Origin of the sequence: Thalassotalea ponticola, assembly GCF_041379045.1 — a bacterium.
GTDB lineage: Bacteria > Pseudomonadota > Gammaproteobacteria > Enterobacterales > Alteromonadaceae > Thalassotalea_A > Thalassotalea_A ponticola.
In genome coordinates, this window is sequence record NZ_CP166871.1 from 2,024,528 (window position 1) to 2,040,102 (window position 15,575).

General features: G+C 41.6%; 13 protein-coding genes. All 13 read right to left on the reverse strand.

All coding sequences use genetic code 11. From position 1 onward, the window contains the following. Window positions 1-21: 21 nt before the first annotated feature. Window positions 22-495, reverse strand: a complete 474-nt coding sequence (gene ssb, locus ACAY30_RS08745) for a single-stranded DNA-binding protein (protein WP_290250205.1) — start codon at window positions 493-495, stop codon at window positions 22-24. A 56-nt stretch (window positions 496-551) separates the two neighbouring features. After that, window positions 552-2,807 carry a helicase C-terminal domain-containing protein gene (locus tag ACAY30_RS08750; protein WP_290250206.1) on the reverse strand — a complete coding sequence of 752 codons (2,256 nt, stop codon included), beginning with the start codon at window positions 2,805-2,807 and terminating at the stop codon, window positions 552-554. Window positions 2,808-2,977: 170 nt separating this feature from the next. Next, entirely contained in the window at window positions 2,978-4,255 is a 1,278-nt protein-coding gene (csm6, locus tag ACAY30_RS08755; protein ID WP_290250207.1) for a CRISPR-associated ring nuclease Csm6, read from the reverse strand. 32 nt (window positions 4,256-4,287) lie between these two features. Continuing rightward, window positions 4,288-4,872: a CRISPR system precrRNA processing endoribonuclease RAMP protein Cas6 gene (gene cas6, locus ACAY30_RS08760; RefSeq protein ID WP_290250208.1), complete on the reverse strand. Its 585-nt coding sequence runs from the start codon at window positions 4,870-4,872 to the stop codon at window positions 4,288-4,290. A 287-nt stretch (window positions 4,873-5,159) separates the two neighbouring features. Then, window positions 5,160-7,334: a TIGR03986 family CRISPR-associated RAMP protein gene (locus tag ACAY30_RS08765; protein WP_290250209.1), complete on the reverse strand. Its 2,175-nt coding sequence runs from the start codon at window positions 7,332-7,334 to the stop codon at window positions 5,160-5,162. Continuing rightward, a complete protein-coding gene (locus ACAY30_RS08770; RefSeq protein ID WP_290250210.1) occupies window positions 7,334-7,801 on the reverse strand; it encodes a hypothetical protein in 468 nt (155 codons plus the stop codon). Before ACAY30_RS08770 ends, ACAY30_RS08765 begins: the two co-directional genes overlap by 1 nt. A 4-nt stretch (window positions 7,802-7,805) precedes the next feature. Then, window positions 7,806-9,263 carry an RAMP superfamily CRISPR-associated protein gene (locus ACAY30_RS08775; protein WP_290250211.1) on the reverse strand — a complete coding sequence of 486 codons (1,458 nt, stop codon included), beginning with the start codon at window positions 9,261-9,263 and terminating at the stop codon, window positions 7,806-7,808. Beyond that, entirely contained in the window at window positions 9,263-10,822 is a 1,560-nt protein-coding gene (locus tag ACAY30_RS08780) for a hypothetical protein (protein WP_290250212.1), read from the reverse strand. The genes ACAY30_RS08775 and ACAY30_RS08780 overlap by 1 nt, the downstream gene beginning before the upstream one ends. A 7-nt stretch (window positions 10,823-10,829) precedes the next feature. Then, the gene (locus tag ACAY30_RS08785; RefSeq protein WP_290250213.1) at window positions 10,830-11,417 is read right to left on the reverse strand and encodes an RAMP superfamily CRISPR-associated protein; all 588 of its coding nucleotides are present in this window, start codon (window positions 11,415-11,417) and stop codon (window positions 10,830-10,832) included. After that, window positions 11,418-13,103, reverse strand: a complete 1,686-nt coding sequence (locus tag ACAY30_RS08790) for a hypothetical protein (protein ID WP_290250214.1) — start codon at window positions 13,101-13,103, stop codon at window positions 11,418-11,420. Between the two features lie 22 nt (window positions 13,104-13,125). Continuing rightward, the gene (gene csx16, locus ACAY30_RS08795; RefSeq protein ID WP_290250215.1) at window positions 13,126-13,425 is read right to left on the reverse strand and encodes a CRISPR-associated protein Csx16; all 300 of its coding nucleotides are present in this window, start codon (window positions 13,423-13,425) and stop codon (window positions 13,126-13,128) included. 509 nt (window positions 13,426-13,934) lie between these two features. After that, complete coding sequence (locus ACAY30_RS08800) at window positions 13,935-14,144, reverse strand: hypothetical protein (protein WP_290250216.1); 210 nt, start codon at window positions 14,142-14,144, stop codon at window positions 13,935-13,937. Window positions 14,145-14,320: 176 nt separating this feature from the next. Beyond that, on the reverse strand, window positions 14,321-15,511 hold the full coding sequence (locus tag ACAY30_RS08805) for a Card1-like endonuclease domain-containing protein (RefSeq protein WP_290250217.1): 1,191 nt from the start codon (window positions 15,509-15,511) through the stop codon (window positions 14,321-14,323). Between the last annotated feature and the right edge of the window lie 64 nt (window positions 15,512-15,575).

Below are 15,575 nucleotides of genomic sequence, written 5' to 3' on the forward strand. Positions count from 1 at the left end.
GCTGCTTTCTCCTATCTTTGTCTAGAACGGTATATCGTCGTCCCACTGAGTGTTTTCAGTGGTTGTTGCAGTTGACTGTGAAACGCGGTTGGAAGAGCTCTGTTGCCGAGCGCGATTAGACGAGGAAGAGGCGCTATATTCAGCCGTATTTTGCACAGTGCGAGAGTCTAGCATTTGCATTGTATGGGCTCGGATCTCAGTTGTATATTGATCATGGCCCAACTGATTCTGCCATTTTCGAGTCTGTAACTTCCCTTCAATATATACCTTTGCGCCTTTAGTTAAGTACTCAGCTGCCACCTCGGCCAAGCGATTAGTTAACACCACACGGTGCCATTCGGTTGCCTCTTTTTGCTCTCCAGATACTTTGTCTTTCCATGTTTCACTCGTTGCTATGGATAAATTGCAAATGCTGGTATTGTTAGCAAAATACTTAATTTCCGGATCCCTACCTAGGTTTCCAAGTACAATGACTTTATTAATGCCTTTACTCATCAAATTCTCCTTTCTCATTAGGTTAGGGTTAACGGGCACTATTGTTGAACTATTGGCTAAATAGCGCTTGAGTTACGTTGAATCATAGGAATAGCCGCTAACAGCGACTTGCCATAGCGACTTGTATTTACCCGAGGGTCGAGTAAAATCACTTCACCATAATCTTGTTCACTGCGAATCAAACGCCCTACACTCTGGATGAGTTTACGCTCGCAAATTGGCAACGATTGCTGTACAAATGACGACTGGCCTTTGGCTTCTAACATGCAACTTAAGTGCTTAAACATAGGTTCGTTAAGTGCCGGAAAAGGCAACTTGGTGATCAAAACACATGTTAAGTAGTGTTGTTGAAGATCAAGTCCCTCACTTAAACCATCAACCCCAAACAAAATCGAGGTCTCTCCAGCGTCTATACGGTTTTTATGCCGTTCAATCAGTTCGCGTTTACTAAAGTCGTCTTGTCGCAAAATATTGCGCTTAAGCGCATGACTGCAAAGGGTGAAAACCTCGTTCATCTGCCGATATGACATAAACAAAACCAAAATAGATTTATGTCGATTTACACTTTGCTGCAAGAAGCTAAGCACCGTTTCTGCATGATTAGCGCTCTTTGGGTTGCCGTGAAATAACGGCGCGCTAAAACAAGCGGCTTGATAATCAAAAGGCGATACTATGTCGGCCGTCATTAGTGACTTGTCGCTATCGTTTAGCCCTAACGGCTCAACAAAATACTCCAATCCACCTAGCACCTTAAGTGTTGCGCTAGTGAACACAAGAGAGCCTGCCACGTCGATTACGCGCTCTTTAAAGTGCTCTCGAATGCTGACTGAATTTGACTTAATATGAAAAACAGTACCGTGTTTCTTTATGTCGCGCACTATCCAGCGAACCAGCCCGCTGTCAATGCGTTGCGTGTTCGTTAAACACTCATCAAACTCAACATAGCGCTGCAGGCAAACGATGCCTTCGCCAAAGTACGTGTTTAGTTTGTCTAGTAAGCGGTGCCACTCAGTCACTAAGCGCTTAGATCTTTGGTCCAAATTGTCATGTTCGAAAAACTTGGCATTTTCGCTGTTCTTAATCAGTAATGTCAGATCTCGGTTCATAGTGACTAACGCTTGTAAGGTCGCCTGAATCAATTGAGAAAGAGATTTTTCTGTTGGATTTAACGACAATAACCAGTGTTCAGTATTGTCATACTCACCAACATTGCCACGCAGCGTATTAAAGTTATTGAGTAAATAGCTATCTAATTCGACGACGTCAGTACTGTTGCTTTCAACGGAATCGCGAAATTTATTCAGGGCGGTTGTTAAGTTGTCACTTGAGCTATTACTAAATAGTGCTGGCACCTGCTCTAGGTTACTTAGCAACTTGCGCAACTTATCCGCTTTATTGCGCACACTTTCCATCTCTGACGGCAAAAATGATGATTGCAGGCTGTCTCGATACACATCGTGAACATGATGCGCCTCATCAAATACGATAATATCGTCTGCTAAGCTTCCCAGTACGGTATGAGGATTTGAGGCTGCAATCGAGGTCAAGGAGTGATTGGCAATGACAATGTCAGCTTTTTCGATCGCTTCGCGCTGTTTAAAATAAGGGCATGATTCGCCAAAATCACAGTTTTTAACTTTTGGACATCGATCCGATTGGCGGTTGAGCATATTCTGAATACCCGTTATCCCAGGCAACTCGCAAGTATCAAGATCACCTGAAAACGATTTATCTGCGAATGCGTCGTAAACTTTTTGAACAAGAATGATTTGATCATCACCTGCATTGGCCTGTAATTCGTCTTCTTCAATCAACTCATCAAGTAAGTTTTTTTGTGTTTTATTACCGCTAACTTTCTCGGTTTTCGCTAGAAGGTCATGTGCTCGCTTTGGACAGTAGTAACGGTTCACTCCCTTAGCAATTTCGACTTTAATATCTGATGCAAGGTTCGCTTGAACCGTCGGAATATCTTTTTCTATTAGCTGTGTTTGTAGGGCTACCGTTTTAGTCGATACGACAAGTCTTTTATTTTGTTCGGTAACAAATGGCAGTGCGGCAAGTAAGTAGCCCAATGTTTTACCTACCCCCGTATCGGCTTGGATCGCCGCTATACCATGGGTGCGAATAGCTTCGCCACAACACTCAATGATCTGCTCTTGCTGCTCTCGCACTCTAAAGCCCGGCATAGCTTGAACCAGTGATTGATACAACAAAGCATACCTTTGTTTTAAGTCGGCAGGCGTGAATGGAACAGGTTCGTTTTGCTCGTTTTGAGCTTCGTTAAAAAGTATGTCTACTGAGTTATGCATCATGGACGACCAATATAGTTACTGAACTTGGTTTCCATAGTAGCTATGCGGAGAAAATTTATTGGGATGACAAGTTTGTGAACGTCAGGTATTACGATTTAGCACAGGACACGGTGGTAAAAGCGAAAGAATAGCGACAGTATTTGCTATTCTTTTGCATGCAACAAGTAAATTTAGTGTAACGTTATCTGCCGTGGGTTGAGTAACAAACCATAAGCTGCTGCGCGTTTGTCGGTCTTAGACTTTGTCTCTTTTCGAGCCTCTGGCAACTCTGTATGAAAGTCATTAGCGTTGACGCTCACCGGTGTCGGTATACACAAACGAAATGTATTACCCACCGTTTTTTCTGCAATTGCTTCTTTTATCTCTCGAATCAAACGGTCGAAAATACTCGGGGTAACCCCTTTTTTTAGAACTGTATTTTTTGTCGCGGTGCTTACGCGAACATTGTCATATACATCATCAAATTGATCACAAATATTTTCAAAATTATCTATCGGCTCACCTTCAATATCATAATTCACGAATGTCGCTAATTCTTTGATCCATCGCCCCTCAATAGTCCCCCAAGTGTTATCCCAATCACTTCGAAAAATTTGAAAGTCTCCTGAAATAGTATCTCTTAAAACCGCTATATATAATGCCAGTTGCTCTGGTGATAATGGAATTTCACTGCCATTAATCTCAATTAACAGTCTGTCACTATCCACAGATAGCTCAATATTTTCTGGTTTCATACTCAGTTGATACGCTGTGATGCATTCTGAATAAGAGAGCTTCCCACCATAAACAAAGGAATCATTTGCATCACGCAAACTATTGTTCAGGCGAATAAAGGGTATTTCAGCAAGTTCAATAGCATTGATTGCGTTTTTAGCGTCAAGTGGTTGGCCATCAACTTTCTTAATTTTTCCTTTGTTGTCACCATACAGAAATGTTAGAGGTTTAGAATCAACGGTTGGGTACATAAAATCTGTCCCCTCATAGACCATATCAACTAATACGTGACTTAAGTTGTCCTGCTCACGCGCGAACATACTAAAAATGTAGCCCATGTAAAATGACATGCTCTTGCGCCCACCTGCGATAGAAGCATCAATTGCTGTCGTGTTATCGTGATCTTTACCGACAATATCACGGATAACATATGTTATCGTATCGGCAATTGCGACTTGATCAGCTTCATCACGAATATCCTCAATAGCCTCTCCATGAGCGTTTTTAGCAATATGAAACTCAAGGTTATTGAGTAAAATAGGCTCTTGCTGGTAATCATTGCACATAGCCCGAATAGTCTCTATCACATTCAGACGCTCAAATGTTTCCTTGCCGTGAGACGTGGTAAAAAGATGAGCCTCTTGTGGAAATCTGCCTTTCTTGATCAATGCATACAAGGTTTCTGTAATAACCGCTGGGGAAGAGCCGAGCACTGAAATTAGTATGTTTTTCATTAAATCCCTCTATTTTTTAAACCTGGGCTGAGTTAATAAATTAGTTTGATTTTCCCCAACCCAAATGTTGTTTTGCCCCCGATGTGAATGAGTTCGGCTATTTTTAACAATATTGGTGCCAAGCCTAACATGCCATAAAAGCTCACTTGCCCTTTCACCCCACCAAATGGTAGTTGCTCTTTTTGCTTCAGTGAGTAACGCTGCCAATCCTCGTAATAACCGAACGCTTCCCCGGTTTCAACGTGAATAGGCAGCTGTTGCGCATAAACATTGTCGAGTAAAGTCTGTGAGTCATTTACCCAAAACTTGGTCAGTTGGGTTAATCGCCTAAGTACTTGAGTCACCCAAAAATTCAAATCGTTTACCGGCTCTTTAATAATGCAACCTTTGTATTTGCAGCGCATTGGCGTTATCATCTGCACAGCCATTTCCTGAGTCTGCTCTGGATAACTTCTCAAATCGCTTAACCAATCTTGCAAGTTGCAAATATGCAGTCCAGGTTTTAAGCCCAACGGTGTATTACTAGCAATACTTACCACTTTAAATGGTAGCCTTTGATAGCCTAACCCCAATTTTTCGCCATACCGAACGGCTGTAATAAGCTTATCTGCGAGCACAACGGAATCACCCAACAGCGTGATCTCAAAAGAGTATAATTCGCCCTTTTGGTAATCTGCTTTATGATCATTACTTGGACATATTACATAAGGCTTGGGCTGATTAGGCGCATGGTTGCCAAACAATACATTATACGCATTGCCCCCCCCGCCCTTTAAAGCGTGTCCGAACCATCCATGAAGCATAGATCCTTTAAAATCGGGTAACGTTCCTGTTTTCTCAAACGCTATAGTGACATGAAGTTTTAGCAGCCGAAATTGACTGCTGAGTTCGTCTAACGCTAAGGTCATTGCTGACTCAGCCACTTAGTTAACTTCTGCACGTCACCTGGTTTTATGGTGATTTGCTGCGCTATTGATAATACCTGTTTAACTTGCTCCGATGTCAGCTCGTCACTTTCAGCTAGTGTTTTAAGCGACTTTAACACGTTGCGTATTTGTTTCGCCGCATTTTTTTGTTCGGTGCTGTTAAAGGCATCTTGTCCGTCAACTATCAATTGCAGTTCGCCACACGCTTTCTCAACAGGTGGTGCATCGGCGAGTTTTTGCGCTTTAGCTCGCTGCTCAGATTTCTGTTTTTTTCTCTCGTGTATTGTCTCGGATTCTTCGGCAAGTTCTAACATTTCACGATGGTGATTAGACTCTGAATCGAACAAAGCAGACAAACGACCACGACCAAACGATAAACTGCCCATTTTATCAGGTGCACGCTCTGTGCGACTGAGGTTAACACCGTTATAGCTCAAAGATTCTATCGATGCTTTGGCATTCTTGATCTTCTGAAAATCCTTCAACTCATGATATAAAAAGTCATTTTCATGACTAATATAACTATCTGACAAGGCAAGTAGATGTTTTAATTGCGGTGTTTCTAACCACTTACCTTGTTTTAACTGTTCGTTCATATGTGTCGTAAACTCTTCCACTAATCCATGCACGGTTATATTCGTTAGAACACCGCGATTAGCGCGTAACTGCTCAGGGTTTAATTGTAAATCGAACTGCACCGCGCCTGCACCAAGCGGCTTACCATGGCCTAAGGTGTGAAAGTGAGCACTAGAACCGTTAAGTGTTAATACCCACACTAACGCCGCTAGCTCTTCTCGCTTTAAATTATGAAAGCTAATTTGACCTTCAAAAGTATGATTTTCACTGAGTAATTCTAATCGAGTCTGAACATTCAGATTGTCATTTGACGGTGGATTTTCTTTAAACTCTTGCCTTACCGGGTAGCGTTTCCAGCCCGCAACTTTTGCCGTTTCTTTAGAGTCTAGATAACCATAACTATGGTATTCCTCAGGTTCTGGTTGCTCTATATACGCGCCTAAGAAACTCGGTTTGGGTCCTGCCAACACCAATGGACTTGATATCATTGATGTCTCTTTATTGGTCATCACCGCATCCGAAAACTGAACTCGACTTTTGAGGCCAAAACCTTTGTCTCGTAGCGTACCGAATATGAGTTCTGTTAAGCTAAAATATGCATCTTCCATGTGCTCTTTTGACAAATTTTTAATCAAATCATGATTAGAGTTTGTATAACTTACTCGTGGCATTCTAGCAAAACCGAATGAATGTACTTTATTTTGCATCATTAATGCGAACACAGGAATGCCATGTTCGGGATGCGCATGCTTGATAAGGTAATCACTTTGATCATACTTCACACCGTTCACTGTTTCTTCAACCGAACGGTGATTAGCAAATAAGTTCTTGACTTGCTCACCAATTTGGTCACTTGTGACTTTGTCATTTTTCGCAAAGAAAAAGTAACTAAATTCATAGCTTTCCGGCTTACCCTGACCAAGTATGCGTTGATTAGTAAATACGCAATGCCCTTCGGTGTTGCCCATACCTAAGTTTTCGGCCCATTGGTTTTTCTTTACACCCTTAGGATCCGATATTATTGCTTTAACAGTTTGCGTTAACGGTAACTTCGAATATTTTTTGATTGCCTTATCTTTATTACAGATTTTGATATCAAGATACTTTTCAATTTCATCATGATGGATTTTCGCTACCTTACACTTGGTAAATTCCCACACTTCTTTGTCTGAATTATATTTTATCCAGCCAGGCTGAGAACCTGTTCCATCAAGCAATTTTAAGTAAGCGCTCTTGTTACCACCTTTTGACGCAATATCTCGATAAGACAGGGTGAAGTCATCTACCTGATTAAATTTCCCAAACGCTGCAATGTCCATCACATTGCATAGCATGCCTTTTAAGGATGAACCAGGAACTATGGGTTGACCTTTTGGGTTTCGCGCAAAGCGTAAAACATTCTGCTGGTCTTTACTGTGACCTACACACAACGGCGTGTGGTTAGTTAAATGATATTTGATGATGCCTGAAATTCCGTTTTCAAAAGGCACATCATGGCTCACTAAATGAGCCCAATCAGGCATATAGACCCATTTTGATAACGGAACAAAATGATAAGGGGCTTGAACTTGAATCATTAACTATTCTCCTCATCGTAAAAGCCAACAAACTGCTGTGCGAAAGGCTGCCATTTACTTTCTGTAGTTTGCTTATACCAAATATTGAACACAGCTTTGTTTTGAGAAACTTTATTAGAAAGGTACATAGCTTGTCTCTTATAAACCCACTCTATGTCTGTATCAGCTTCAGATACAATAAAGGACGTAATTCGAAATTGGTTACCTGTAAGCTTAATATGAACGCTATTTTTACCGTCGGAGTATTGCGCTTCAATCAAGTCTTTTCGGGTAATTAGTTCAGCGCTGGTTACCGTTTCATCTCGGTACATTTGCCAACCTGCGTTTGGATTTAAAGTCTCAATTGCTGTTAACACATCTTCAACTGTGCCCATTTTAGAGCTCAATTGCAGTTTCGCTGAACAAAGCATTGGTAGGTCAACATTCAGCGAGAGGTTTTTAAGTTTTTGATAGGTTTCTAAGCTCACCTTGTTACTCTCCCAACAAATGTGAATTAAATGTCATTGTTTGCTCCGATTGGAGCTGCACTGCAGAGGAGCCTCGGCCACTGCCGGCGCCCATAGATAACATGCCCAAGCGAATATCATCGAATGTATCTCTGATTGCGTGTTGTAATTCAATGGGTAACGCTTCACCTGGAGTAATGTAAACATGGACAGTAAATGTCGGTTGATAAATTAATTCTTCACTGTACAGAGCACCTTTTCGCACCCCGCCCGTAAAGCGGTCAATGGTATTGTGAGTTCTGATAGTGATGTTTTCAGGATCGTAGTTAATGATGCTATCTAATACGACCAAACGACCCGCTTGCCCTTTGTTTAACCATGCGCCATCATCGTCTTGTTGCCCGTCTGTCGCGTAACCAAACAATTCATTTACTGCTTGTGGTCGAGTTTGCCAGTCGTCGTGGCTTGCGGTTGCCATACTTTCAGCCCACTGGTCGGTATGTCTACGATAATGGTAAGCAATGCGGTGTGCTAAGATCCCCTTGATAGAGGAACCACAAAATACTGGAATACGCTCTGTCACTTTCGCTTTATTGTCTACCCACCGGACACAAGTTTCACTATACGTCATAATGCCTACCGATCCCGAGCTAGGTACAGAACCCAAAAGCTCACTTCCTCGACCACAACGCCAATAATCTAAGCCTTGTAAAGGAACAGTGGCCAGTAAGCCCAAGGTATGAGTATGATATTGAGGTTTCGCAAGATCGTTATTATTACTGCACGGTTGTGATAACACTGACTGCAACCTTTCTCCAGCCTTTATACCTTCAGCTAGATTAATATTGATTACGTCACTGTTAACGACTTTAATTTGTCCTAAGCCATTACGTGTCGAACTACCCAACGCAAAACGCTTATCGTTAAGTACACCCAAAAGTAAATCTAAATCACTGTTCAAGGCCTGTTTGACTTTTATAGTAAGCGCGAATCGAATCCCTTTAGGAAGTAAAATTTGATCAAACTTACCTGTATCTTTAGCCACACCTCGATCATTGATAGACACCCGTTCTCGATACATAGGACGTTCGTGCAAACAGATTGACAATATAGGGTCATCAGCAATCTTCTCTGGTGACTGGTAATTTTCGACAACTTGGTTATTGCTATCTAATATTCGACCATTGCTCACAACAATTCGTGCAGCAGCGCTTTCTATAGCGCCGTTGCTTTGACTCTTGCTAGTAAAGCCAAAGTAATGATCAATATCGAGTTTGTTTGCAAGTGTTGATGTTGCTAAATGTCGCCATACACCCGCAAATGCTGTTGCAGGAATTGTCGGCAAGCCGTTAACATCACGAACGAGCTGGTTATCGAAGCCTACTTCGCGCAATCCTGAGTTAATAGCCATAGGGCTTGCAGTCTCAAGAACTAACTTTACCACGGTAATGTCAGTACATTTTCGATTTTCAGTATTTGCCATTAGTACTCACCCTCTGCACTTAGCACTTCCTTTTGAAGCTTCTTCAAGCTCTGGTATTGGCAGGGCTCATAACGGCATAACAATTCAATAAAGCGCTCTATTTGCGAAATTGTTTTACCTTTTAGTAGCTGCTTCATTTCAGCAGCGAACGTCGTAAACGTCACGCCATTGTCCCAAGAAGCCCCCCAGCCAAATTCGTCATTATCGACCTTACATACCGCATGTTCACCTTCAAAAAGCTCTGTAAACGGAGCGTTTTTATTGGTTCTAAACACTTCGAATACTCGTCGAAGTTGCGAGCTTGATGGTCCAATATCGTGCGCATTGACAATTTGATTGTAGCCTCTAGCTACTTTGTAGAGGCTGACGATATCTTTGATCATGCTCTGCACGACTAGCCTATCATTGCAAGTGGTCTGCTGTTTGGTCAACCTTGCAAAGACAAAGCGAGTAAGAGGCGTTGTCGCAGCTACAGACTTACTTTTTCTCGCTGTACTCATCTCTATTTTTCGACACGTAAACAGTGTGTCTGTATATTTATCATCAGTTAACCAAGCTGGGTTAATGATAACTTTTCCAAATCCTAGTTGGTTATGAATACCAACCGCGGACGCCAACTTACGTAATTGCTCCTCTGTTAACCTCGCTCGTTCAAAAACTAATACAGAACCTTTACTAATAAGAACATGCTCTGAATCAAAGCCTCCACGAGCACGATTAAACAGGTTTACTCGATGAGTGCGGATAAAACTCTTGTTAGCGGAGAGTTTTATGTCGTCAGTTACACCTTCAACTAGCTCACTCAGCGTTGGAGTACACGTGGGTTGACCAAATTGGTTGATAGCTTCTATATCGCTTTGACAAAAAAGAACTAATGCATCGTTTTGATTGAGAGAGTGTTGTTCAATAAATGGAGACTCTATCGCCTCTATCATGACTTTACCAAATTCACTTGACCGGGAACGACCAAGAGAGTGAATACCCGATACTGTGGCAGTGATCATTTCCAACGCTTGGGCGTCGGCACAGATACAAGCAAGAAATGTTTGCCCCGCATCTATTGCTGTATAATTGAAAAGTTGCCCAGCTTTTGCTGTTTGATGTTCATCAAGAGCGGTTTTGGTCACAAGGGTTTGCCTAATATTTGCAACTCGACCATCTCCTGTAATGAAGCCGCCACGGCATTGCTGATATTGAATTTTGTTATCTCTGGAAAACTCAACTGAGCAATGGTTAGTTAACTCCGAAAAGTCAATTTGACCATCTTGATTCCAACGTTTTGCTTTTTCAAAATGCCATGAAGCTGGTGTTGGTATCGTAGGGAAACCATCTACTATCGGATAGGCATCTGAAAATTGAACACTACCACTATGAAAAATCTCCCAAGACTGGTCATCGCTAAGCTTTGAATATAACTTACTTGCGACAAGCCCTAACAGACTGCTGCCAGTTAAATAGTCTAAAGATTGCAAACCACCTTGCGTCGCGTTATAAGCTGTCATTACAACGGGTTGTAGTGTTGTAATTTTAAAATATTGTAGCTTTTGTTCAGTACTCATACTTTAATCACTCCGCCGTTACGACTACTTGACCGTATCCACGGGTTCGTTTAGCACCAAACTCACTAACCAATGGGCACACCGACTTGAGCCAACTTTTAATCGTTTCGACACCAATCAGGGGCTTTAACGAATTTTCTTGAATATCAATGTCACATACTAATACCATCGGCACAGCTACTTCCATTGAACGAAGTGAACCCTCTTGTGCGACACCGTTTTCATTGATTGCGGTAGAGAAATGAACATCGAAAAGTTGCTCTGCTGCACCGTTGTTGCTTACAAAAAACTCCATTTCATTTTGCCCTAAACTCGCACTGTCAATCGTTAACAAGCCTTGGGTAGCTAAACCTTCGCCTTCTGAGCCAAAAATATAATCCGTTAAATTGGACAACTCTTCGGGTGCTTGAAACCACCCTTTGCTCTCTGCAAGTGAAAAAGCACTGCGTAATAAGCCTTTCACTGCTCTTCCTGGAAGGTAGGGCAAACCATTTCGGTCTTTTAACATTAAACTATCGACATAAGCACCGCCTTCCTCTGCGCACCCAATATGCCAAAAGCTTTGGATATCAAACTTTATTTGTAGCTTACTCATTTATACATTCTCCCCATAATCAGCCAAATCCTGTTGAACGAGTTTTGGTTCACTACTTTGGTAATGCTCTAGCAACAATAAGTCGTTGATGATGGTGTAGTGAATATCACACTCTGGATTATGTGGGGTGAAAACCCAAGGTAAATGGTCATTGATTTGATAGCCCTTGAGGCAAATTTTTGATAACAGCTCATCAAGTTGTCTAACTAAAACAGCATCGCCACATAACGCGCGACCACGATGGTAAATTCGGCTGGCTTCTTCGTGATTACCTGCTCGTAAATGCGTCGCCATCTGTCGCCATCGGCTCATCGAAACTGGCGCATTACGGTGTAAGCTGATGTTTAATAACTCTTTAAGCGTGTCATAGTCAGGGGAAGTTAAGTCTTCTTGTTTTTCTATGTAGAAGCGCGATACCCCCAAGGATAACGTGACATTCTCTTTTAGCATCAAGCGCGCGTGTAAGCTATGCTCGAGGAGACTATCTGCATTATTTTGAGAGACCGTACCAACACGAAGGATACCGAGTGTTGCGGGTCCAATAGGTTGTTCATCTGTTGTTAATTTGGTCAGTGACTTAGCGTAGCTACACATTCCCTCAACGAGGTGATGCATAGTTGAAAAAGGATGATTAACCTTGTGGTAAACGATGCCACCACTAGCACTAAGTTCGCTTGGTATAGCAGGATATAATTTAACTAGTGGTGCTAGGTGCACTTTTGAAGCCTGACTAAATTGCTGACAAAACTCTCTCGCAAAATCTACAGCAGCTTCGGCTTTAATAAATAGCGTGACATCATCACCGCCTAGCACGATGGGTCGCATTGCCATGAGCTGATTATCAGATCTTATTAATGGCGAGACTTTTTTTGTCGCCTTTCTTGCTGAAGTGATGGTCGCAGTTTCAATTGCATCAGAAAATAGCCTGAATGCCTGCCTATATTCCTCTGCCGTTGCATGACTCAGTTGCTCCTTGAGTGCAATGAGCAGTTTCCCCAAGCCATTTCCGTCGATGTGCACCAATGCGAGATCGCGTTTTTGGAAGTGTTCGAATGATTGCTCATATTGATACTCACCAATATGGGCCTCGGGGGTGAAGCGCTCTTGCAAGGGAGAGTTATGCGCGATACCTGCAGATTCATAATACGCTCTATGTAGTTCAACATCGGCATCGACCAACGTTTTAGCGCTTCTATCATATACCTCAGCAGTTACCTGCTTACCCGTCAATGGTGCTCGTTCCGAAATAGCTAAGGAAACGGGGTAGCTCACTTGAGGTAAATTACGATCTTGAGACAATTGCTCATGACCTAGCTTAAGAGCTTCTTGTAACGTTGCACCTTTGGTTACCGCATCACACTGGGTCAAGGATGGAAAGAGTTGTTGTAAGGTCAGTGTCCAAATACTTCTTAAACGATTGAGTGGTTCTTCTATACTGCAATAACTGTAGAATGCACCACCTTTACAACGAACAAAATGAATCACACCATCACTATCTTTCATTTGCGGGTCGTAAAGATCATGCGACAAGTCTGCGGCATCGAGTACCTTAGCTAACAAGCTCTGATCGTGTGCGTTAATTAGATTATCCAAACGCTCGCTTGCGCTGATAACATCTTTCATTTTATTCGATGCAAACAAATAACTTTGAATCGATTTTGCTTCAAATAAATAGCTATAAATCATCTTTGGTTCCCTGTGTTTGTCATCATAAATTCCGAGTAACGGAGTAGCTATCTAGCCTTGGTTGACACGACAAGAGCTGTTCCATTGTCAGTTCTTTACCTCTTAAGTCTTTTTTAATATCTAAGCTAAAATGGCTGTATGTCACACCTTGAGAGTTTAGTTTCTCTACTATATTAATCGGCAACGTTCCAATTACATGGTCGCCAGGCTTTAAAGCCACTGACTCATCTAAATGTTCCACCCAAGCATCAATATTAAGACCATTGACCTTTGCCCATTCAATGGTCGCCAGGTGACGACTAACAAATAACGTTTTATTCATTCTGCTGTTAAATCCGTAAACTGCTTTGTAAATTTGTGAACAAACACGGTTGTAGTGTCCGAACTGAGATTATTGCTTGTGGCTATACTTTATTAGCCAAGATATCTTTTCGCCTTAGTAATAACGGTTTATTAACAAGGTCATTCTCACAACGTTGTTTAGCTCCGAGTTTGTTACCAAAGAATACCCCGCAGGTAAAACCAAAACGTATTTCTGCCATTCGTTTAGCAATCATTACGATTGCGACACTAAATCCACCCCACTTAATCAACAAAACAAACCAGATCGGTATGAGTGCAGTACGAGCAAGATCTTCAACTAACGATAACCCAATAATTAAAATAAAAACAAGTATTAACAATCAAACCATTGGTTTTTTAACATTTGAGATAACGCTTTTTCAGTAAAAAAAATGAAAAATTATCCCATGTTAAATTCCAAATAAGAGACTTACGGCTACGCCTGTAGCACCACCAATACCAACACTTTTCAAATTTGACTCAAGTGTATTAACATTCTCTGCGACGAGATCCACAAACCAAAACATAGCCCAATGTTCGATGCAACAACTCTGAGTTCAACGCTTTCATTTTTTCATCAATGCGCTGTGCGATTAGCAAATCAACTTCGGCTGCATCTAGCTGATTAGCTTTTATGCCGCTCCTATTGAGCTTACAAACGACTTGTTTCTTGGCTATTAAATATTCGCTGTTGTTCATGGTGTAATATCTCGCGTTGCTTTGCGTGTATTGTGGCAAATAAAGAACAGGCGTAGTGCTAAGACAAACTTGTCAAATTAAACGTACGCTTTGGAAGGGGCTGATGTGTATTGGCGTCACAAAAAATGCCTCCGATGGTGGAGGCTTTAAAAAATACAAAAACGGTTATTAAATAATTAGAAAGTTGTACGATCACTTTGATGTTTCCAGTTTTTGAACGTCTCAACAAGTTGCTCATAGGTTTGAACATGCAAAGCCGATAAATGTCTTATGGACTCGATGCGTTGAGCGACTTGTTCAGGTAACGGATAGAATATCGCAATAAGAGCTTTAGTATCGCTACCGCCATATTGCTGGCTCAAACTATCTAATTTGGACATCGCTTCTTGCCCTGAAGACACTGAATTTTCCCAATTGGCTGTTTTTGCTTCTACTATCATCATGTGATTATTGTGTAATAAAACAACGTCCAGTTCGTTTTGAACCGACGATATCTCACCATCATCGCTAATTAGCTTACCCGTCACGTTGAGGGCAACCTCTTCTACCTGTGCTTCTATCGCGGCTAGATAAATCAACTCTTCAAACCAACCACCACCAATGTACCGAGCAACTTCAGGTGAATCAAATGTAATCGACGTATCGGTATATTGGATTAGTCCTTGGTACTCAAGAATGGCAAACAATTCTGCAACCGTGCCGCGAGGTGTATTCGCCAACGGCACCATTGGCTGAAAATACGACGGCCGATTAAAGCAAGACTTCTGAGCCAAATGGTTTATTAAGCTTATGAGTTTTGGGTACTCTGTCGCTAACTGTAATATAGATTTAGTAATTGACGCTCTTGCTTGCACGTCATCGTCGCAACTGGTACCGGTTTTTTTTTGAAGCTGGAACATATTGAGGTAAAGGTAATCATCTATCGTCATGACCGAACTGGTATCAACGTTTTTGAGCTTATCTGAGTCAGACAAGAAAATGATTTGGTTACTGTTTGCGGCGACATAAATAGCTAAGCTATTTTCGCTAGGATCATCAAACTGGCGAACAAACGCAAATGACATCGGCTTTGTACCACACGTTGCATTTAAAATAACTTGCTGGCCAGGATAAAAAGCCTGAATATTGTCAAATAACTCTTTGGCTTTATAGCGTAATGAATAGTAGTCATTAGCATCAGGGCAAGAGAAAATCTCTACGTCATCAATATCATTGCGTTTATAAAATTGCTTTAAGTGCTGAGCTTTACCCACAAAATCATTACCAGCAACAACCAAATAGATTTTTTGAACCGACGGTTTCATCGCCAAAATGGGGATGGTATTGGGGATTGTTTGTGCCGATAAAAGATTGATATGTATAGTCATTTTTTCTCATTTAAGTACTGTTTACAACAAACATACAATACTCAAATTACATAAGCAAGACGTT